The 20,993-nt window shown below is 32.4% G+C and carries 24 protein-coding genes; 14 read left to right on the top strand and 10 right to left on the bottom strand.

What is annotated here, in order from left to right; all coding sequences use genetic code 11:
• Nucleotide 1: 1 nt before the first annotated feature.
• Nucleotides 2-883, top strand: a complete 882-nt coding sequence (locus tag Q0770_RS13845; RefSeq protein ID WP_299117959.1) for a DUF2279 domain-containing protein — start codon at nt 2-4, stop codon at nt 881-883.
• Between the two features lie 106 nt (nt 884-989).
• The gene (locus Q0770_RS13840) at nt 990-1,646 is read left to right on the top strand and encodes a peptidoglycan-binding protein LysM (protein WP_299117958.1); all 657 of its coding nucleotides are present in this window, start codon (nt 990-992) and stop codon (nt 1,644-1,646) included.
• Here Q0770_RS13840 and Q0770_RS13835 read toward each other — a convergent pair.
• Genes Q0770_RS13835 through dnaA form a run of 3 tightly spaced genes read right to left on the bottom strand, consistent with a single transcriptional unit; the run spans nt 1,643 to nt 4,302 of the window.
• A complete protein-coding gene (locus Q0770_RS13835) occupies nt 1,643-2,356 on the bottom strand; it encodes an SAM-dependent methyltransferase (protein WP_299117957.1) in 714 nt (237 codons plus the stop codon). The genes Q0770_RS13840 and Q0770_RS13835 overlap by 4 nt on opposite strands.
• A gap of 28 nt (nt 2,357-2,384) precedes the next feature.
• Entirely contained in the window at nt 2,385-2,858 is a 474-nt protein-coding gene (locus Q0770_RS13830) for a low molecular weight protein-tyrosine-phosphatase (protein ID WP_299117956.1), read from the bottom strand.
• Between the two features lie 16 nt (nt 2,859-2,874).
• Complete coding sequence (gene dnaA, locus Q0770_RS13825) at nt 2,875-4,302, bottom strand: chromosomal replication initiator protein DnaA (protein WP_299117955.1); 1,428 nt, start codon at nt 4,300-4,302, stop codon at nt 2,875-2,877.
• A 211-nt stretch (nt 4,303-4,513) separates the two neighbouring features.
• On the opposite strand from dnaA, the gene Q0770_RS13820 reads away from it, so the two are divergent.
• Nucleotides 4,514-4,921: a thioesterase family protein gene (locus Q0770_RS13820; protein WP_299117954.1), complete on the top strand. Its 408-nt coding sequence runs from the start codon at nt 4,514-4,516 to the stop codon at nt 4,919-4,921.
• Here the strand turns inward: Q0770_RS13820 and Q0770_RS13815 are convergent.
• Genes Q0770_RS13815 through Q0770_RS13795 form a run of 5 tightly spaced genes read right to left on the bottom strand, consistent with a single transcriptional unit; the run spans nt 4,916 to nt 8,438 of the window.
• On the bottom strand, nt 4,916-5,524 hold the full coding sequence (locus Q0770_RS13815) for a YigZ family protein (RefSeq protein WP_299117953.1): 609 nt from the start codon (nt 5,522-5,524) through the stop codon (nt 4,916-4,918). The genes Q0770_RS13820 and Q0770_RS13815 overlap by 6 nt on opposite strands.
• Nucleotides 5,515-6,327 (bottom strand): EamA family transporter, encoded by an 813-nt coding sequence (locus Q0770_RS13810; RefSeq protein ID WP_306420478.1) that lies wholly within the window; start codon nt 6,325-6,327, stop codon nt 5,515-5,517. The genes Q0770_RS13815 and Q0770_RS13810 overlap by 10 nt, the downstream gene beginning before the upstream one ends.
• A 44-nt stretch (nt 6,328-6,371) precedes the next feature.
• Nucleotides 6,372-6,983, bottom strand: a complete 612-nt coding sequence (locus Q0770_RS13805) for an HAD family phosphatase (RefSeq protein WP_299117949.1) — start codon at nt 6,981-6,983, stop codon at nt 6,372-6,374.
• On the bottom strand, nt 6,976-7,980 hold the full coding sequence (gene ribD, locus Q0770_RS13800) for a bifunctional diaminohydroxyphosphoribosylaminopyrimidine deaminase/5-amino-6-(5-phosphoribosylamino)uracil reductase RibD (RefSeq protein WP_299117947.1): 1,005 nt from the start codon (nt 7,978-7,980) through the stop codon (nt 6,976-6,978). The genes Q0770_RS13805 and ribD overlap by 8 nt, the downstream gene beginning before the upstream one ends.
• 2 nt (nt 7,981-7,982) lie before the next feature.
• Nucleotides 7,983-8,438, bottom strand: a complete 456-nt coding sequence (locus Q0770_RS13795; RefSeq protein ID WP_299117945.1) for a hypothetical protein — start codon at nt 8,436-8,438, stop codon at nt 7,983-7,985.
• 66 nt (nt 8,439-8,504) lie between these two features.
• Between Q0770_RS13795 and Q0770_RS13790 the strand changes: the two genes are divergently transcribed.
• The 4 genes from Q0770_RS13790 to Q0770_RS13775 all read left to right on the top strand — a co-directional run bounded on the left by Q0770_RS13790 (nt 8,505) and on the right by Q0770_RS13775 (nt 12,753).
• On the top strand, nt 8,505-8,996 hold the full coding sequence (locus Q0770_RS13790) for a GNAT family N-acetyltransferase (RefSeq protein ID WP_299117943.1): 492 nt from the start codon (nt 8,505-8,507) through the stop codon (nt 8,994-8,996).
• A 2-nt stretch (nt 8,997-8,998) separates the two neighbouring features.
• Nucleotides 8,999-9,868, top strand: coding sequence for a peptide chain release factor N(5)-glutamine methyltransferase (gene prmC / locus Q0770_RS13785; RefSeq protein ID WP_306420477.1), 870 nt, complete (start codon nt 8,999-9,001; stop codon nt 9,866-9,868).
• A 2-nt stretch (nt 9,869-9,870) separates the two neighbouring features.
• Nucleotides 9,871-11,865 carry an NAD-dependent DNA ligase LigA gene (ligA, locus tag Q0770_RS13780; RefSeq protein WP_299117941.1) on the top strand — a complete coding sequence of 665 codons (1,995 nt, stop codon included), beginning with the start codon at nt 9,871-9,873 and terminating at the stop codon, nt 11,863-11,865.
• A 474-nt stretch (nt 11,866-12,339) separates the two neighbouring features.
• Entirely contained in the window at nt 12,340-12,753 is a 414-nt protein-coding gene (locus Q0770_RS13775; RefSeq protein WP_299117939.1) for a hypothetical protein, read from the top strand.
• Between the two features lie 3 nt (nt 12,754-12,756).
• Here the strand turns inward: Q0770_RS13775 and Q0770_RS13770 are convergent, their stop codons facing one another.
• Both Q0770_RS13770 and Q0770_RS13765 read right to left on the bottom strand, forming a co-directional pair.
• Nucleotides 12,757-13,671 (bottom strand): bifunctional UDP-sugar hydrolase/5'-nucleotidase, encoded by a 915-nt coding sequence (locus Q0770_RS13770; protein ID WP_299117936.1) that lies wholly within the window; start codon nt 13,669-13,671, stop codon nt 12,757-12,759.
• Between the two features lie 5 nt (nt 13,672-13,676).
• Entirely contained in the window at nt 13,677-14,435 is a 759-nt protein-coding gene (locus Q0770_RS13765) for a 5'-nucleotidase C-terminal domain-containing protein (protein ID WP_299117934.1), read from the bottom strand.
• Between the two features lie 72 nt (nt 14,436-14,507).
• On the opposite strand from Q0770_RS13765, the gene Q0770_RS13760 reads away from it, so the two are divergent.
• The 7 genes from Q0770_RS13760 to recN all read left to right on the top strand — a co-directional run bounded on the left by Q0770_RS13760 (nt 14,508) and on the right by recN (nt 20,979).
• Complete coding sequence (locus Q0770_RS13760) at nt 14,508-15,026, top strand: hypothetical protein (RefSeq protein WP_299117932.1); 519 nt, start codon at nt 14,508-14,510, stop codon at nt 15,024-15,026.
• Nucleotides 15,026-15,910, top strand: a complete 885-nt coding sequence (gene dapA / locus Q0770_RS13755) for a 4-hydroxy-tetrahydrodipicolinate synthase (protein WP_299117930.1) — start codon at nt 15,026-15,028, stop codon at nt 15,908-15,910. Before Q0770_RS13760 ends, dapA begins: the two co-directional genes overlap by 1 nt.
• 107 nt (nt 15,911-16,017) lie before the next feature.
• Nucleotides 16,018-16,809, top strand: coding sequence for an outer membrane protein assembly factor BamD (locus Q0770_RS13750; RefSeq protein WP_299117928.1), 792 nt, complete (start codon nt 16,018-16,020; stop codon nt 16,807-16,809).
• Nucleotides 16,810-16,826: 17 nt separating this feature from the next.
• Nucleotides 16,827-17,156, top strand: coding sequence for a DNA-directed RNA polymerase subunit omega (locus Q0770_RS13745; protein ID WP_188375311.1), 330 nt, complete (start codon nt 16,827-16,829; stop codon nt 17,154-17,156).
• A gap of 7 nt (nt 17,157-17,163) precedes the next feature.
• Complete coding sequence (gene coaBC / locus Q0770_RS13740; RefSeq protein ID WP_299117923.1) at nt 17,164-18,375, top strand: bifunctional phosphopantothenoylcysteine decarboxylase/phosphopantothenate--cysteine ligase CoaBC; 1,212 nt, start codon at nt 17,164-17,166, stop codon at nt 18,373-18,375.
• Nucleotides 18,368-19,255: a DUF4835 family protein gene (locus Q0770_RS13735; RefSeq protein WP_299117921.1), complete on the top strand. Its 888-nt coding sequence runs from the start codon at nt 18,368-18,370 to the stop codon at nt 19,253-19,255. The genes coaBC and Q0770_RS13735 overlap by 8 nt, the downstream gene beginning before the upstream one ends.
• Before the next feature lie 71 nt (nt 19,256-19,326).
• Nucleotides 19,327-20,979: a DNA repair protein RecN gene (gene recN / locus Q0770_RS13730; protein WP_299117919.1), complete on the top strand. Its 1,653-nt coding sequence runs from the start codon at nt 19,327-19,329 to the stop codon at nt 20,977-20,979.
• The last annotated feature ends 14 nt before the right edge of the window (nt 20,980-20,993 follow it).

Below are 20,993 nucleotides of genomic sequence, written 5' to 3'. Positions count from 1 at the left end.
ATTGATTACTATTTGTTTATGCTCTATTGGGTATGGGCAATCAAAAATCAATTCCTTCTTAAAACCAAGTGATTCGCTAAATAAACCAAGACGAAACGCTTTAGTCATTTCCCAAGCTTCTTTGGCTACATTAACTTTAGTGGGTTTAGATCAATTATGGTATGCTGATTTTGACCGTTCAAAATTCAGAACCACTAATGATAATAGCCAATGGCTACAAATGGATAAGCTGGGGCATGTATATGCATCTTATCAATTGGGTAGAGTAGGTGCTGAGTCATTAAATTGGGTTGGTGTATCGCAAAAAGACCAACTTATATATGGCGCTACTTTAGGACTTTCTTTTTTGACTGCTGTTGAGGTTTTTGATGGTTTTTCACAAGAATGGGGGTTTTCATGGGGTGATATGTTAGCGAATGCAAGCGGAACGGGATTATATGTTGGACAAGAATTGTTGTGGCATGAACAACGTATAGCTTTAAAATATTCGTTTAGTAGAACAGAATTTGCAGCTTTAAATCCTGATAAACTAGGGAATGGATTCACTGAGGAGTTTCTTAAAGATTATAATGGCCAAACGTATTGGTTGAGTTTTAATCTAAATTCTTTTTTAAAAACAGACTTTATTCCTAACTGGTTAAACTTTGCGGTTGGTTATGGTGCAAACGGAATGCTTACGGGTAGTAATGATAATTTATCGTTCCCAAACCAAGATAGATACCGCCAGTTTTACTTGAGTCTGGATATCGATTTAACACGTATAAAAACAAATTCTAACGTACTCAAAACCCTTTTTAGCGTTTTTAACACTATAAAAGTGCCAATGCCTACTTTGGAGTTCAACGGAAAAAATGGTGCAAAAGCCCATTATATTTACTTTTAGTCGAGTTTAAGGTGTTGATTTTCAGTAAAAAATATTTTTACCTATCTTTGCAGCGAATTTTGAAAGGTTAGTATTTGCAATACGACTTTAGTTAAAATTTACTGTTATGTTAAAAAAAATAATATCTAACGTTATAGCTCCTTTTGCAATTTGTCTTCTTATTGCATTAGCATTGTATCCTACAACTTTAGATTATGAGAAGTATTCTACTCATGGTTTGGAATTGGACTTTAATGCGCCTAAGGAAATTGCTATGGTTGAGAAAACGTCTCAACCAGAAGATGAGCAGGTATTTACACCATATTTAGGGAAATCATTTGAAGCCTTTAAAGAAGCTTTGGCTTTTAAAGAGTCTCAAGGAAATTATTTCTCTGTTAACACTTTTGGGTATTTAGGAAAATACCAATTTGGGAAAGAAACCCTAAAAATGATAGGTATTTATAATCCTAATTACTTCTTGAACACACCAGAGTTGCAAGAAAAAGCATTTACGGCAAATGCAAAGCGAAATAAATGGATTTTAAGAAAAGATATTAGTCGTTTTGAAGGTAAGAGAATAGGTGGTGTAGAAGTTACTGAATCTGGTATTTTAGCAGCTGCACACTTAGCAGGAGCAGGAAGTGTTAAGAAATTCTTGAGAAGTTACGGATCTAATAATTTTGCTGATGGTTATGGCACTACAGTAAGGTATTACATGAAGCGCTTTGCTGGTTACGATACTTCTTTTGTAAAGGCGGATAAACGTGCTAAAGCACGTATCTAATCTCTTTGGATTATAAACATTGCTGGACGCTTGTGAAAATCTTCAGTGTTAGATTTCCATGCTTTAGCTGATTTTGTTTTAATGTATTCTGTAGGCAATGTCAAATCACACGCAACACATACCTTTGTGTTTTGATTTAGTGTTGTTGCTAAGTCACTCAGCATTTGATTATTTCTATAAGGTGTTTCTATAAACAATTGTGATTGATTTAACTCCAAAGAACGTTTTTCTAATAATTTAATTTGTTGTTTACGTTCTTGCTTATCAATTGGGAGATAGCCATTAAATGCGAAACTCTGCCCGTTCATTCCAGAACTCATTAATGCGAGTAGAATTGAAGAAGGCCCAACAAGCGGCACAACTTTAATATCTAATTCATGAGCAATACTAACGATATCTGCTCCTGGATCTGCAATTGCAGGACAGCCAGCCTCAGATATGATACCCATAGAAATACCATTTAAGCACGGGTCTAAAAAAGAATTAAGTTCAGAATCTTGTGTGTATTTATTTAAGACTTTTAGTCTTAAACTAGGTTGAGATTTATTAGGGACTACACGTTTTATAAAACGTCTTGCTGTTTTTTCGTTCTCAACAATATAATCATCGAGTTGTTCAATAATCTTTTTTATTGATAGCGGTAAAACTTCTAGTGGCGGATTATCACCAAGTCGGGTAGGTATAAGGTAGAGTTTGCCTTTGGGATTCATATTTCAAATATAACCAAACATAAATTATCTATATAAGTAATTTCTTAGCAATTATCTCACAAGTCTCATCCAAAATCTCAAAAACATATTCAAAATCTGACATGTTCCCCCAATAAGGGTCAGGAACAGCTTTGTTAGTTATTGATGGGTTTTCGTTTAGTATAAGTCTTACTTTACGCTTATCTTCTTCATTTTGAGCCAGCGATAATATATTATCATAATTAGACTTATCCATGGCATAAATGATATCAAATCTGTCAAAATCTGCTTCAATGAACTGTCTTGCTTTTTGTTTGCTAATGTCAATACCTTTAGATTTAGCTACAGTAATTGAACGATGGTCTGGTTTCTCACCAATATGATAACTAGCTGTACCTGCAGAATCAACAAAAAAATGATCGTTTGACAATTTAGACTCTAGAATACCGTGAGCCAATGGAGAGCGGCAAATATTACCTAAGCAAACCATTAAAACCTTACTTTTTGATGGTTTGGAAGACATAAATAATTCTGAAAAATTACAGGGTTAACTTCTTAGATAAATCTTCTACGTATTTTCTAAACTGCTTGTCAGTAGATGATAAGTTATCTACAGTTTTACAGGCATGCAGTACAGTAGCATGATCACGTTGTCCTATTTGAGAACCAATACTTGCTAATGAAGCTTTTGTGTATTTCTTAGCAAAAAACATTGCCAATTGTCTCGCTTGAACAATATGACGCTTTCTTGTTTTGGATTGCAATGTGCTAACATCCATTTGGAAATAATCTGAAACTACTTTCTGTATATAATCGATAGAGACTTCGCGTTTTGTGTTTTTTACAAACTTCTCAACGATGTCTTTCGCTAAGTTTATAGTAATTTCTTTTTTGTTGAAAGAAGACTGAGCGATTAAAGAAATAATAGCACCTTCAAGTTCTCTAACATTAGATTTAATATGTTTAGCAACATACTCTACAATCTCATCTGGCATTTCAACACCATCACGATAGAGTTTATTATTTAAAATCGAAACACGTGTTTCAAAGTCTGGACTTTGTAATTCAGCAGATAATCCCCATTTAAATCTTGATAACAAACGTTGTTCAATATCTTGCATATCAACGGGCGCTTTATCACTAGTTAATATGACTTGCTTTCCGTTTTGGTGTAAATGGTTGAATATATGGAAGAATACATCTTGCGTTCCTGTTTTACCAGAAAAGAACTGAGCATCATCAATAATTAAAACATCTATAATTTGATAAAAATGAATAAAATCATTTCTATTATTCTTCTTTACAGAGTCTATATATTGTTGCGTAAATTTTTCAGCAGAAATATATAATACCGTTTTTTCAGGGTATTTATCTTTAATATCTACACCAATTGCATGCGCAAGGTGTGTTTTTCCTAAACCAACACCACCAAAAATTAATAAAGGATTAAAAGATGTGCCACCAGGTTTGTTAGCTACAGCAATAGCAGCATTTCTTGCCAAACGATTAGAGTCACCTTCTAAGAAATTCTCGAAAGTATAATTAGGATTAAGCTGAGACTCTATCTTTACATTTCTAATTCCTGGAATTACAAATGGATTTTTAAGCTCAGGGTTTTTGTTGTTGAATGGTACGTCTACATCTTGAGATTTTACCGCTGTTCTGTTAGAACTAGGAATACGCTCAGTAAATGGCTGTCTGTTGCCATAAGTATTTTCCATTTTAATAACATAAACCAACTTAGCATCTTCACCAAGTTCTTTGGTTAAAGCTACCTTTAAGATTTTAACGTAATGCTCTTCAAGCCACTCATAGAAAAATTTACTAGGAACTTGAATACTTAAAGCATTATTGGAAAGTTTAACTGCTACAATAGGTTCAAACCAAGTTTTATAAGCTTGTGGTTGAATATTATCTTTAATAAAAGAGAGACAATTGCCCCAGACCGATTGAGCCGTTACATCCATACTTTATTTTAAATTTCTGTCAGTTAGTTAGTTAATTGGGCAAAAAAAAAGAGACATAGAAATTCTCTGACGTGTTTTTTTATTGCTTGACAAATATGTGAACAAAAAAGTTAAAAAAAAAATCAAATTGATTAGATTTTTAAGAAATTTTTTCTCATGTTTTTGTCAACTTTAAATGTACAATTTTTTTATTAAACAGAAAATTACAAACATGAATAAAAATGAGACACAAATTCGTGTACGCTACGGAGAGACAGACCAAATGGGCGTTGTATACCATGCAAACTATGCCAGTTATTTTGAAGTCGGAAGAACTGAGTGGTTAAGACAGTACGGAATTACTTACAAATCTATGGAAGAAAACGGAATAATGTTACCTGTTGTATCTCTAAATATAAAATATAAAAATTCTGCGCGATATGATGATTTGTTAACGCTAAAAACTTCTCTTAAAAAAACACCTATGGCTAGCATAGAATTTGACTATGAATTATTAAATGATAACGAAGAATTATTGGCAACAGGACATACAGTTTTGGTGTTTATTGATATGAAAAAAAATAGACCAACGCGTTGTCCAAAATATTTGTTAGACAAAATTGAGAACAAAAATTTATAATTTTTTTATTGCTACGCCATGAAAATTTTCGAAAATGTTAAAAAGTTGCTCAGCTTTGCTTTTTCTAATTGAATATGTAATTAAGCAGTCTAATTCTAATTTCTGACTTATAATTTCCGCCTCATTATCTTTTAGTAGTCTAAGAGCTTTACTCATATTTTTATATTCAAACTGAATACTATAATCAATATCTATAGTCTTTTCAGTAATTGAAACATTTTCTAAAGCCATTTGCGCTGCAGTTCTGTAGGCATTAATAAGTCCACTTACACCAAGTTTTATACCTCCAAAGTATCTTACCACAACAATCAATATGTTTGTAACATCAAACGATTGTATTTGTCCATAGATTGGCATTCCTGCAGAATTGTTGGGTTCGCCATCATCATTAGCTCTATATCTTAGTTGTTCTGTGCCAAGTTGATAAGCATAACACCAATGCCTAGCAGCGTAATGGTCTTTCTTTAGTTTTTCCATTTGGAGTTTTATATCATCTTCAGTTTTTACTGGAAATGCATACCCAAAAAACTTACTGTTTTTATCTTTAAACAAAGCCTCTTCAGATGGACTTGTTATTGTTTTGTATGTGTCTTTTAATTCCATTCTGTAATTGTAACCAAAGCTATAGAAATTAGTGCTAGTAAAATGCCAAGCCAATTTTTATTAGAAATACGTTCTTTAAAGATGAGCAAACCAATTAGTGTAGAAAAAGCAACTATAGCAACGTTATTAACCGTAAATAGTGTTGAACTCTCTAAACCATCAATTCGTAAGGCTTTCAGTAAAAAGTAAATAGATGCATAATTTACTAAACCTAAAGTTATCCCTGGAAGAATACTTTTGACCTTGAAATTTTTATTGAATCTAATGGATTTATAAATAAGTATAAAAGCACCTAAAATAAAAGCCCAACCAAAAATTAGTCCTGAGAACAATGGAATTTTATCATCTGGCGCAAAGTAATTAATAGACGTATCTATAATTCCTGAACCAAAAAATAGGAGAATAGGCAAGTATAGAGATTGTGTAAGGACATTATTGTCTTTTTGTTTGACAGAAGTTAAATACACAGCGATTAAAGCTAGAATAATCCCGATTATTTTTTGGAACCCAATACTTTCATTATATACATAAATTCCAAATACTACAGGAATGATAACACTCATTTTACTTGCTACTGAAGCTACAGAAAGTCCATTCTTCTGCGCAGTTAAGGCCATGACGTTAAATACGGCTATAAACAAAAATCCAAGGAAAATTACACCAATAAACCAATCAGAAGAGATGATTTCTGAAGCAACGATAGCATTGTTATTGTGAATTAATCCGCATGTACAAGCTGTAAAATAGTTGATGACTATAGCTTGTAAAGTATCTATCTTATACTTGTTAAATAGTTTGAACAAGACAAAAATTGCAGTAGAAGATAGAATGCTGAGTGCTAAATAAATCAAAATAAGTGTTTCTGGATTTTGAACAAGTTAACAACATCTTCTTTGGTTTCATCTATGTTCCAAGTGTGTATTCCTAATTTATGAGCTGTATCAGTATTTTCTTTAGTGTCATCAACAAATATGCATTCTTCAGGGTTTAAGTTATTCTGAGTTAATACAAATTCGTAAATATTAGTATTTGGCTTTCTAAGATTAATTTCATGAGATAAATAGAATTTGTCAAAGCATTTTTTAAAAGCATTATAAAACGAAACATTCTCTTTGATAAAGTCAATATGCATTTCGTTGGTATTGCTCAATAATATGAGTTTATACTTGTTGCTTTTTTTAAGTTGTTTTGCAAATTCTAACCTATGATTAGGGAAGTCTTTTATAATATAATTCCATGCATGTACAATATTATGCTCTGATAAATAAGGGAACTTAGTTTTATAAAAACCTAAAAATTCTGAAGTTGAGATTTCACCAATTTCATATTTTATATTGGTTTCAACCATATCATATTCAAATTCAGTCATCTTAAATAAACGAAGCGCATTAGACATAGCACCTTGCTTATCAAGGTTAATAAAGACATCACCGAAATCAAAAATTAAAGTTTTAATCACGATTATAAACCTTTAGTGTGTCATTAAGAATGCGCTCTTCAGAAATTAGCTTTCCTTTTAAAACAGGAGCAGTAATACCTTCTGTAAATTCAGCTTCTCCAGTGAAAACTCTTGCTTCGTCCCAAAGGTTTTCATCTATAAATGTTTGAAGCGTTTTTGCGCCACCTTCTATTATTATTGAGTTTATATTTTCTAGAAATAGAACATCACAGACTTGTCGAGCTAAATTCGCATTAAACTCTATGTCTTTTTTTGAAATAGTAATAGTCTTGGCTTCATCATTAAGAATTGAATTTGACTTGTTTAATTTCAAATGCTTATCCAAAACAATTCTAATAGGATTTTCGCCAGACCAGTCTCTTACTGTTAAACTGGGGTTGTCTTCTATCACGGTATTTGTACCAACCAAAATGGCTTGCTCATTAGCTCGCCATTTATGCACCAATTGCCTTGAGTATCTATTGGTAATCCAAACGGGTTTTTGTTCGTTCTTAGCTTTTGGAGCTATAAATCCATCCTTAGTTTCTGCCCATTTCAAAATAATATAAGGGCGCTTATTATTATGAAACGTAAAAAACCGTTTGTGGTGCGCTTTACATTTTTTTTCAAGAACTCCAATTGTAACTTCACATCCAGAAGCTTCAAGTCTTGCAATACCTTTTCCTGAGACTTGAGGATTATCGTCAACGCAGCCAATAACTACTTTCGGAACTTTGTGTTTAATGATTAAATCACTGCAAGGCGGAGTTTTTCCTTGATGACTACAAGGTTCAAGTGTTACATAAAGTGTAGATTTACTTAGTTGTGATTTGTCTTTTACAGCATTTATTGCATTCACTTCGGCATGTGGTCCGCCATATGCACTTGTGTAGCCTTCGCCAATAATTTTGTTTTCAAATACAATTACAGCACCAACCATTGGGTTAGGTCTAGTTGAACCTAATCCATTTTTTGCAATATGCAAACAACGTTTTATATAGTATTCGTTAGTATTCAAGTTTAGAGTTTAATCTTTAGGTCCTGAGTTTTGTCTACATCATATGAAGAGGAATACCCTAAAACCTTATAATCAATTTTGCCTTTATATTGCACTTTTAGGCGTTGTGAAATTAGACTTCCAAATAGCCCACCAATACTTTTTTTATCGATAATACTGTCTGTGGATACGGCAACAGTAAGCGGAATAGTAAAACTTTTGTTTGAGGGAACGTCAAAACTTTTGGCTTCAAATTTTGCGGCTTCGGTATCATTTATAAAGACCTTTAAATCATCAGTTTTTAAGGAGCCACCAACATCATTTGGGTTAATAAAATTAGCATCTGCACTTAGCGTAATTGTTTTGATGTTAGAATCTAATACCTTAATATTTTCAACACCAATGAATTCTGGTTTTTCAGTAACAGTACAGTTAAGAAGTAGTGAAAAAAATACTGAAATCAACATTAGTTTTTTCATAAAAAGGAGATTTTTATTATGTATCTTCATGCCTTGTAATTTTATACTGAATAATTAAAAAATAACATGGGTAAAGATACTATTGTTATTCGAGAAATAGAACCACAAGACAATCCTGAAATTGCAAAAGCAATTCGCTCAGTTTTAATAGAGTTTGGTGTGCCCAAAGTTGGTACGGCTTATGAAGATACTGCTTTAGATTGTATGCTTGAGACTTATGATGAACCAAAAAAAATATACTTTGTTGTTGTAAAAGGCGATGAAATTTTGGGAGGTGCAGGAATTTCGCCATTAGATAATTATGATGGCAATATCTGTGAGCTTCAAAAAATGTATTTTATGCCAGATGCTAGAGGTAAAGGGATTGGTAGTAAAATGATGAAAAAGTGTTTGGATTATGCTAAAGAAGCTGGTTTTGATAAATGCTATTTAGAAACAATGCCATATATGGATGATGCCAGGAAACTGTATCGGAAAGTAGGCTTTGAGTCTATTGATGCACCAATGGGAGATACAGGCCATTATTCGTGTTCTGTTTGGATGCTTAAAGATTTATAATATTGAAAGCTCTCGATTTAAAAGCTATATTTCATAAGGAATTAGATAATATCTACGGAAAAGAAGAAGTTGCAAGCTTTTTCTTTTTGTGTTTAGAACATTATCTAGATGTGGCTAGAATTCAACTGCAATTAGATTCTGAATATACAATTGATAAGCTTGAAATTGAACAGTTTTTTACGACACTTGAAACATTAAAACAACAAAAACCGATTCAATATATTTTTGGAGAAACAGAGTTTTACGGATTAAAACTCAAAGTATCTGAAGATGTTTTAATTCCTCGTCAAGAAACCGAAGAGTTAGTAGATTGGATGATACGTTCTGCCGCTTTGAACTCAGTTGATAAGTCTTATAATATCTTAGATATTGGTACTGGTTCTGGTTGTATAGCTATTAGTTTGGCCAAGAAATTGCCAAAAGCAAATATTTATGCTCTTGATGTAAGTCATAAAGCGCTCGAAGTTGCAAAATATAATGCTGAAAACAATAATGTAGATATCACTTTTTTAGAAGCAGATATTTTAGACAGCAGGACATGGAATTCAGAATTTAAGGATTTGGAATTTGATGTTATTGTTTCCAATCCACCATATGTCAGGAATTTAGAGAAAGTAGAAATTCAATCTAATGTGTTAGATAATGAGCCACATTTAGCATTGTTTGTTGATGATGATAATCCGTTGATATTTTATAAAGCGATTACTGAGTTTGCTGTTAATAATTTGAAACAAAAAGGACAGCTTTATTTTGAAATCAATCAGTATCTTGGAAACGAAACTAAGCAACTTTTAATAGATGCTAATTTTGATAATGTAGAGCTTAGAGAAGACCTTAATGGTAATCATAGAATGCTAAAAGGGATAAATTAAAAATGGAAATCAAACAAAACATAGAAGCACTTCGCGAAGAGCTACGTCAACATAATTACAATTACTACATACTCGATAATGCGACGATTTCGGATTATGAATTTGATATGAAGTTGAAAGAACTTCAAGCTTTAGAAGAAAAACATCCTGAATTTTTTGATGCAAATTCACCAAGTCAACGTGTAGGTGGTGCAATTACTAAAAACTTTAATACTGTAGTTCACGATTTTAGGATGTATTCCTTAGATAATTCGTATTCGAAAGAAGATTTACTCGATTGGGAAACACGAATAAAAAAGCTGGTCGATGGAGATATTCAATACACTTGTGAGTTAAAATATGACGGTGCGTCCATGAATCTCACTTACGAAAACGGAAAGCTTATCAGGGCAGTTACTCGTGGAGATGGTGTTCAAGGCGATGAAGTTACTGCAAATATAAAAACGATAAATACCGTGCCGCTTCAGCTTAAAGGCGACTTTCCTAAACGGTTTGATATTAGAGGCGAGATTATCTTGCCAATCGAAGGTTTCTTGAAAATGAATGAAGACCGTATTGCAAATGATGAAGAACCCTATCGAAACCCTAGAAATACTGCTTCAGGGAGTTTGAAATTACAAGACAGTGCTGAGGTTGCAAAACGTCCTTTACAGTGTTTACTATACAGTATTAAAGGTAATAATCTTAATGTTTCTACTCAGTTTGAAGGTCTTGAAAAAGCTCGAGAATGGGGATTTAAAGTACCAAAAGAAGCCAAATTGGTGAGCTCTATCGATGAGGTTTTAAAATTTGTTGAGTATTGGGACAAAGAACGTCATGATTTGCCTTACGAGATTGATGGTATTGTAATTAAAGTCAATAGCTTGTTTCAGCAAGAAGAATTGGGTTTTACAGCAAAAGCGCCACGTTGGGCCATGGCATATAAGTTTAAAGCAGAGCAAGTATCTACACGATTAAATGAAATTACATACCAAGTCGGTCGTACAGGTGCTATTACACCAGTTGCAAATTTAGAACCTGTACAATTGGCAGGCACTACTGTAAAACGGGCCTCATTACATAATGCTGACCAAATTGAAAAATTAGATATTAGAGAAGGTGATACCGTTTTTGTAGAAAAAGGAGGAGAGATTATCCCAAAGATTATAGCTGTAGATTTATCTAATCGACCTGAAAATACTGAACCTACCACATATATTTCAACTTGTCCAGAATGCGAAACTGAATTGCTGCGCCTTGAAGGAGAAGCTAAGCATTATTGCCCAAACTATAATGGTTGTCCACCACAAGTTATTGGACGTATCCAGCATTATATATCCAGAAAAGCAATGGATATTGAAGGCCTGGGTGGAGAGACTGTTGCGCTTTTAGTTAATGGCGGATTAATTAATGATTATTCGGATTTATATGAGTTAACAGTTGAGCAAGTACTTCCGTTAGAACGTATGGCCCAAAAAAGTGCAGAGAATTTAGTTAATGGCATAGAAGCCTCTAAGAAAATAGCTTTCGAACGTGTTTTATTTGCGTTAGGCATAAGATATGTTGGAGAAACTGTAGCTAAAAAACTAGCAAAGCACTATAAATCAATTGATAATTTGATGGTAGCTTCTATATTGGATTTGGTAAGTGTAGATGAAATAGGAGAACGTATTGCAGAAAGTGTTGTTGAATTCTTCTCATCCCCAGAAAACCTTAAAATTATTGAGCGTTTAAAATCTTTTGGGTTGCAACTCGAAATTTCTGCCGAAAAATTAGCTAATCAAACAATTAAGCTATCTGGTAATACTTTTGTAGTGTCAGGTGTTTTTGAATCTGTCTCGCGAACGGAACTTAAAAAACTGATTGAAGATAATGGAGGAAAAGTATCATCTTCAATTTCTTCTAAGACCAGTTATTTAGTTGCAGGTGATAAAATGGGACCAAGTAAAAGGACAAAAGCAGAATCTTTGAATGTGCCAATAATTAGTGAATCTGACTTTATGAATATGCTCAAATGATTTCTCCTTTGGTACTTACCCCTTTCTGTTAACGTCCTATTTTTCTTATAAATTTTATTTTTTTATCGTTTAAATGCATGTTTTTTTCGTTTAATAGTATTTTTTATATATATTTGCCCAAGCTATTAATAAGAAAATGGTATGATAATCAATAGGTTACTTAAGGTTGCTCTAGTGATATTAAGTGTCGCGTATATAATTTTAGAGGTTTTAAAAGTGGATTTGTACAATGATTGGGCAAGTGCACTGCTACTTTTGTTACTAACTTATCTGTATAAGAGAAGCATAGATTTAAAAACTAAAAAAAGACCATACTTTTTGTATTTTTTAATTGCGTTTACAATTTCTGAAATCTTATCCTTATCCTCTAATTACATTTTACTTGTCACAGAAACAGTTAATTACGATTATTATTTAGGTAATTTCTTTTATATGCTAGCTTATGTATTTTTGATTTTAAGATGCATGCTAACCATGAAATTTAAGGAGATAGTAAAGCAATTCCCTGTGACATTAATAATATTAGCTGTTCTCGGTGTTTTTTGTGTGACTCTTATTACTGAAACTGCACAAACCAAATTAGAAACTCCAGAGTATATCACTGAATTTCTCTATAATATTATAGTTATGACATTGCTCTCTGTGGCCTTGATTAATTATATGGATAAAGGAGATAATAAATCAATGTTATTTTTAATAGGTTCAATGTTTATTTTCTTTTCAGAAATGATTCAGTTAGCCTACTATTACGTTGCAGATATGACACATTTAGCTGCTATATATTCGGTATTTTTAGTACTTGCTTTTGTGTTCTATTATTTGCAATCGAGTCTTAAACATCAAAGACAGACGGATTTTAATTTTCTAGATTCTAAAATGAAGGTTTAAGTGTTATACTATAATTGTAGTGCCTTCTGCTTGCTTTTCTTTTCCTGTTTCTAAGTAAAAATCTACTTGACCTACATATAAGCCATAACAGCCAACTTGATTAACAAGCACATTTTTACCATTACTATTTTTTTCAATAGTAGGTTTTGGTAAAAACGTATGTGTATGACCACCTATAATTAAGTCTATGTCTTTTGTTTGTCTAGCTATTAGTAAATCAGATACGATCTCGGGGTTATTCTTATAGTAGTAGCCTAAATGAGATAAGCATATTACCAAATCACATTGTTGTTCTTCTTTAAGAATGCGAGACATGTCTTGAGCAATCTCAATAGGATAGTTGTACACTGTTTCCTTATACAGTTTTTTACCAACTAAGCCTTCTAGTTCAATGCCTAAGCCAAAAACTCCTATTTTAACACCATCCTTAAGAAAGATTTTATAAGGCTTTACGTGAGTGTCTAAAATGGTGTTTTTAAAATCATAATTAGCAGATACAAAATCAAAATTGGCATTTGGTAGTTGACTGTATAAACCGTCTATACCATTATCAAAATCATGATTACCAATTGTGGCTAAATCATATTTAAGCATACTCATGAGCTTAAATTCTAATTCGCCACCATAATAGTTAAAATAGGGTGTACCTTGAAATATATCACCAGCATCTAATAATAAAGTATTAGGGTTTTCTTTTCTCACCGCTTCAATTAACGATGCTCGCCTTGCAACTCCACCTTTATTGGCATTTCTACCATCATTTGGTCCAAACGGGTCAATATGACTATGAACATCATTGGTGTGTAAAATGGTTATTCTTTTTGTTGTCTTTGCGCTAGACGAAGAAAGTGTGAGTCCGCCTAAACCTATCAAAGCACTGGCTGCTGAAGTCTGTTGTATGAATTTTCTACGGTTCATTTGAATTAATCTTTTTGGTGAGTAAATCTGTCGTCAATGCTAGGTTGTAAGGTGTCTATTTTCTTAAAGTAATCTATAAGTAGATTTCTTATTTTATAATCTAGGTCATAGACTGTATCCTTTGATTTTAAAAAATGCATTCTACTGCCACCATTATATAGATAGTCATTAGTAGCTACATGATAGATTTTTTCATAATCAATTTCACTGCCATTAATTAATGCTTCTTTGATAGAGTAGTCGTTAGAAAGTGTTAGTTTTAATCTTGAAATTGGATGCGCACGTTTTTTACTGGCTAAAAATGAAAGCATATCCTTTATTTGTTGCCCATCCATTGGTGTTACGACAACAGAGTTATCAAATGGCATTACTTCATAAGCCGTGCGACTTGTAATATTTCCTTTAGAAATTATTGATCTTATACCGCCATGATTGAGCAAGACCATATCAATAGATTTGTTAGTCCTTTTTTCAAAAACTGGGTTGCAAATTTCAAAAACTGCATCAGCCATAAAATTACCAATGGCTGTATTAAGTTCTCCGTCATTTTTGGAATAAGTATTTGCAGCAAAGGCTATTACACTATCTAAGTCCTTGTTAACGCTTTCACGATAGGGTTTAATATAGGCTTCAATTTCAGCGTTAGTTTTTAGGCTGTCTGTAACGGCATTTCTCTTGCCTACAATCTTATTAAGTGAATGGTCTTGTTTGCAAGCTGTTATAAAAACTGCCATAACAAACATTAAAAAAAGTCTATTTCTCATCTAAATAACTTATGATATCTTAACAACAAAGTGAATACACTTTTGTTAAATTTGCACAAAGGCTAAAGATAAATGATTTTAAAAGCATTTAAGGAAAAATCAAATCAAAAATATATTAACAAAACGCTATCTAATCGTAGTGTAGAGGTTAGCTCGGATAAGATTAAGTCTGTAGGTGTGCTTTTAAATGATTCAGAATATTGTGATTACGAAGAAATTGAAGCTTTTATCAATGCTTTAGGGATATTATCTGCGAAATGTAATTTTTATACATTCTCTAAGTTAAATCCCGAAAGTCATAATCAATGGGATGCTGTATATAGTCCAAAAGATTTTGGATGGAATGGAAAACTTAAAAATGTAGATTTGCAAAATTTCACAGATACTAAGTTTGATGTCTTAATCTGTTATTTTTTAGCAGAAGAGAACGAATTAAAGCAAATTGCAGCCATGTCTAAGGCAAATTTTAAAGTAGGTATTTCTAATAAGGATGAACGCCTCTATGATTTAATTATTGACGTTAAGCCAAAAGATTTTGAGATTTTTAAAACAGAACTAAAAAAGTATTTAACCATATTAAATAAAATATAATGACCAAGTTTGTAGGTACTGGTGTGGCTTTAATTACACCATTTAAAAAAGATTTGTCAGTCGATTATGATGCTTTAAGTAAGCTAGTAGAACATAATATTTCTAATGGTGTCGAGTATTTGGTTATTAGTGGTACCACAGGAGAGAGTGCAACTATAAGTAAAGAAGAAAAAACTGCGATAACTGCGCATATTGCTAAAGTTAATAAAGGTCGTGTGCCTTTAGTTTTAGGTATTGGAGGAAATAATACCCACACTATTATTGAGGAAATAAACACTACAGATTTATCTCAGATAGACGCCATTCTTTCTGTATCTCCATATTATAGTAAACCAACGCAAGAAGGGCTTTATCAGCATTTTAAAGCCATTTCAATAGCTTCACCTAAGCCAATTATATTATATAATGTACCAGGTAGAACTTCAAAAAATATGTTGCCAGAAACTACATTGCGCTTGGCTCGTGATTTTGAGAATATTATAGCAGTTAAAGAAGCTGGTAATGATATGGGGCAATACTTAGAGTTATTGAGAGATAAGCCAGAAGGATTTCATGTTATATCTGGAGATGATGATTTGGCATTAGCTGTAGCTTTAGCAGGAGGCTCTGGAGTTATTTCAGTAATTGGTCAAGCCTTAACAAAAGAATTCTCAGAAATGATAAGACAAGGTATTGGAGGCAATGCAAAAGAGGCTTACAAAACACATTTTGACTTGATAACAATTACCAATCTTATTTTTTCTGAAAACAATCCAGCAGGTATTAAATCTGTTCTTAGCGCTTTAGATTTAAGCGATTCTTATGTGAGATTGCCTTTAGTTAAAGCTTCAGAAAGCTTGAAAAAATCAATTGAAAATGAACTAAAACGATTAGGTAAACGTTAAACTTCTTGTAAAGTCAATTAAAGACTTAAATAACCCTGTATTTTAGAGCAAATTTTTGTTTTTAAAATCCGTTATTAATGCATACTTTTGCACACTGTTTTAAATTTATGAGAAGAGCATTTTATATTTTACTATCTGTTTTGGTTTTAACGTCTTGTAACGATTTTCAGAAAGCAATGAAGTCTGAAGATACTGCATTAAAATTCAAACTAGGCGAGGAGCTATATGAAGCTGGAAAGTTTAAAAAAGCGAATAGACTTTTTGAACAAATTGTCCCAAAGTATAGAGGTAAGCCTCAGGCTGAAAAACTTATGTACATGCACGCTAAGTGTTTTTATGAAGAAGAGCAATACTACCTGTCGGCCTATAGATTTGAGCAATTTGTTAACTCATATCCAAATAGTGAAAAAGCAGAAGAAGCTGCTTTCTTATCTGTAAAGAGCTACTATGAAGAGTCACCAGCTTATTCTAAAGATAAAGAAGAAACAGTTAAAGCCATAGAGAAAATTCAGCTATTCGTAAATAATCATCCTGACTCAAAATATCTTCCTGAAGCTAATGAATTAGTTAAGGAATTAGACTTTAAGCTTGAGAAAAAAGCATTTGAGATAGCTAAGCAATACAACAGAATTTACGATTATAAAGCATCAATAAAGTCATTTAATAATTTTTTATTAGACTTTCCAGGAACGTCTTTAAGAGAAGATGCCTTATATTACAAGTTTAATTCAGAGTATAATTTGGCAGTATTAAGTATTGAAGAACTTAAGCAAGAACGTATTAAAACAGCATTGGCTGATTATAATTCGCTTATAAAGGCCTATCCTGAAACAAAATATCTAGACGAAGCTAGTGAAATGAAAGCTGAGTTAGAAGAAGCAAAAAAAGAAGAGATTTAAAGTTAATCATTATAAAAATGGATTTAAAAAAGACAGACGCACCAGTAACTACGTTAACTTACAACAGAAACGAAATAGATGCTCCTACGGATAACATCTACGAAGCTATTTCTGTAATAGCTAAACGTGCTGAGCAAATTAATACGGATATCAGAAGAGAGCTTGTTGATAAACTTGAAGAGTTTGCTACATACAACGATAGTTTAGAAGAAATCTTTGAAAACAAGGAACAAATAGAAGTTTCTAAGTTTTACGAAAAATTACCTAAGCCACATGCATTAGCAGTTAAAGAGTGGTTAGAGGATAAGATTTATCACAGAAATACTGAGGACGATACTCAGGAATAAAAACTAAATGTCTATTCTTAAAGACAAAAATATCTTACTAGGTGTAACTGCAGGAATTGCAGCATATAAAACAGCACATTTGGTAAGACAATTCATAAAAGCAGGTGCCAACATCAAAGTAGTGATGACACCTGCTTCTAAGGATTTTATTACACCACTTACGCTTTCTACACTTTCTAAAAACCCAGTTTATTCATCTTTTACTAATGAAGATGATGATAATGCTATGTGGAATAACCACGTAGAACTGGGACTATGGGCAGATTTATTTGTCATTGCACCAGCAACTGCAAATACAATGTCTAAAATGGCAAATGGTACTTGTGATAATTTATTACTGGCAACATATTTATCTGCAAAGTGCCCTGTCTATTTTGCTCCAGCTATGGACTTAGACATGTATAAGCATGAGTCTACTAAAACATCTTTTGATAAACTTAACTCGTTTGGTAATATCATAATACCGGCTACAAGTGGCGAACTAGCAAGTGGTTTGGTAGGTGAAGGACGTATGGCAGAACCAGAGGATATTGTAGCTTTTATTGAAGCAGACATTTTAAATAAATTGCCTCTAAAAGGAAAAAAAGTTATTGTCACAGCTGGACCAACATATGAAGCGTTAGACCCAGTACGATTTATCGGTAATCATTCCAGTGGAAAAATGGGTTTTGAGATTGCAAACGCAGCTGCAAATTTAGGTGCTGAGGTAATTTTAATCTCAGGACCTACACATCAAAACATATCTCATAGTTTAATTACGATACATCCTGTTGTAAGTGCTCAAGAGATGTATGATGAAGTGCATAAGCATTATAAAGAGATAGATATTGCTATTTTATCTGCCGCTGTAGCAGATTATAGACCAAAAGAAATAGCAGATAAGAAAATAAAGAAGTCCAATTCAACGTTTACCATTGAGTTAGAAAAAACAAAAGATATTCTTAAATCACTTGGGCAGCAAAAAGTGCAACAATTTCTGGTAGGATTTGCTTTGGAGACAAACAATGAGTTAGAGCACGCAAAAGGAAAACTTAAGTCTAAGAATTTAGATTTAATAGTGCTTAATTCCCTTAGAGATAAAGGAGCCGGTTTTGGAGTATCCACAAATAAAGTTACATTTATAACCAAATCTAATGAGGTTATAGAAAACGAACTTAAATCCAAAGCTGAAGTGGCTAAAGATTTAATGCATCAAATTTTAAAGCAAATCAATGCGTAAATACTATTTTATACTTTTTCTTTTTGTTACTGCCGTAACAATGGCTCAAGAGCTTAATTGTACTGTAACAGTTGTTGCCCAACAAACAGGTAATGATAACAATCAAGTTTTTAAGACTTTAGAAAGACAGCTAACGGAATTTGTTAATAATACACAATGGACAGACAAAAATTTTAAAGTTCAAGAGCGCATAGATTGTAGCATGGTTATTAACGTACAGAATTATAGTAATGATGCTTTTTCAGCTACACTTCAAGTACAGACTTCGAGACCAATTTATGGTTCTACATACAGTACGCCCGTTTATACATTTAATGATAAAGAGTTTGGGTTTCAATATTTAGAGTTTCAGAACTTAGTTTTTAATCCAAATCAGTTTGAGTCTAATTTAATTTCGGTATTAACATTTCATATATATATGATATTGGGTATGGATGCTGATACATTTAAGCCTAGCGGAGGTGATGAATATTACAGACAAGCTCAAACAATTGCTAATTATTCTCAACAAGGAAATTCAAGAGGATGGAAACTAGAGGATGGTTTGCAGTCTCGTTTTGCGTTAATTGATAATATTCTGTCTCCTACATATAAAGAGTTTAGAAGTTCTATGTACAAATATCATAGAGATGGTTTAGATTTAATGCATAAAGATGTTAGAGGTAGTAAGTCTGCTATTGCAGAATCATTGATAGATTTGCAAAAAATGCATTCCCGTAGACCAAATTCTTTTTTAATGCGTGTTTTTTTCGATTCTAAAGCTAATGAAGTGGCAAGTGTTTTTAGTGGTGGTCCTAATATAAACATTACTAGGGTTGTAGATGTACTTAATAAGATAGCTCCAATTCATGGTTCTAAATGGAGTAAAATTAAATTCTAAATTATTCTATATCCTTAATTTTATATATAGTATACAAAGTGTAGCTTTGTATATAATCAATTCTTGCATTTGTGTTAACGACATTACGTATTAAAAATTATGCTTTAATCGATGAGTTAGAAATCTCTTTCAATAATGGGTTTTCTATTATCACTGGTGAAACTGGTGCAGGTAAATCAATTTTATTAGGTGGATTATCGCTTGTACTAGGAAAAAGAGCTGACTTAAGTCAAATTAAAGATAGTTCTAACAAATGCATTATAGAAGCCGTTTTTGATATTGCTAATTATGATTTGGAAACAGTTTTTAATCAAGAAGATTTAGATTACGACCCGCAAACTATCATTAGAAGAGAAATATTACCCTCAGGAAAATCTAGAGCATTTGTCAATGATACCCCAGTTAATTTAGATAGCTTAACAAATTTAAGTGGTTACATCTTAGATATTCATTCACAGCATCAAACGCTTCAGTTAACTAATGACTCGTTTCAGTTTAAGGTTATAGATGCTTTAGCTAACAATGCAGATTTATTGAAGGAATATGCGAATCAGTTAAAAAAGTATAAAGCATTAAAACAGCAATTACTTGATTTAGAAAAGTCTCTAAGTGTATCAAAGAAAGAGTACGATTATAATGTGTTTTTATTAAATGAATTAATTGAAGCACAACTTGAAGGCATAGAACTTAAAGAGTTAGAATCTACCTACGAACAGCTAAGTAATGTTGAAACTATACAAGAAACTATAGGTTATTCAAAATCTCTTTTAGAGTCAGATGAGGTTGGTATTATAGACCGAATAAATGAAGTAAAACGTCAACTTATTAATATTTCAAGCTTCGGAAAACAATATAATTCTATTGAGGAGCGTATAGAGAGTGTAGCTATCGAGTTAGACGATATTGTATCAGAACTAGATAATCTACAAGGTCACTTATCAACAGACCCTAAAGAGCTACAGTTGGTAAGTGACAAATTACAAACTATAAATAACCTCATACAAAAGCATTCGGTATTTGACGTTTCTGAATTAATAAAACTAAAAGAAGAACTAGAAGCTAAAGTCGACAAATCCGAAAATTTAGATACTGATATTTTAGATAAAAAATCAGAGATTGAAGCTTCTGAAAAACAAATCAATAGTATAGCATCCAAAATTTATAAGAATCGAGTAGCTGTAGTTCCAGAATTTAAATCAAATCTTGAAAATATTTTGTCACAATTAGGCATGCCTAATGCCAAATTTAATATTGAATTTACGGAGACAGATAAATTTTTGGCAAATGGCAAGGATGAGTTGCAGTTTTTGTTTATGGCAAACAAAGGAGGTCAGTTTACCGAATTAAAAAAATCGGCATCAGGTGGAGAATTATCTCGTATCATGTTAGCCATTAAGTCTATATTGGCAAATTATGTAAAACTCCCAACCATTATGTTCGATGAAATTGATACTGGTGTTTCTGGGGAAATATCTAATAAAATGGGAGATATAATGAAGAGCATGAGTAAAAATATGCAAGTATTTTCTATTACGCATTTACCTCAAGTAGCCTCAAAAGGTAACTGGCATTACAAGGTTTATAAAACAGAAAAAAATGATGTTACGCATACAGATATGAAGCGCCTAACACAAGATGACCGTGTGGTAGAATTAGCGCAAATGTTGAGTGGTGCAAACATTACAGAATCTGCTATTGCACATGCAAAACAATTATTGAATTAATACTATATTTGAAC

The sequence above is a fragment of the uncultured Winogradskyella sp. genome (assembly GCF_947501905.1).
In the GTDB taxonomy this organism is placed as follows: Bacteria; Bacteroidota; Bacteroidia; order Flavobacteriales; family Flavobacteriaceae; genus Winogradskyella.
Note: the sequence above shows the minus strand (reverse complement) of the source record. Positions and strands in the feature narration are given on the sequence as shown.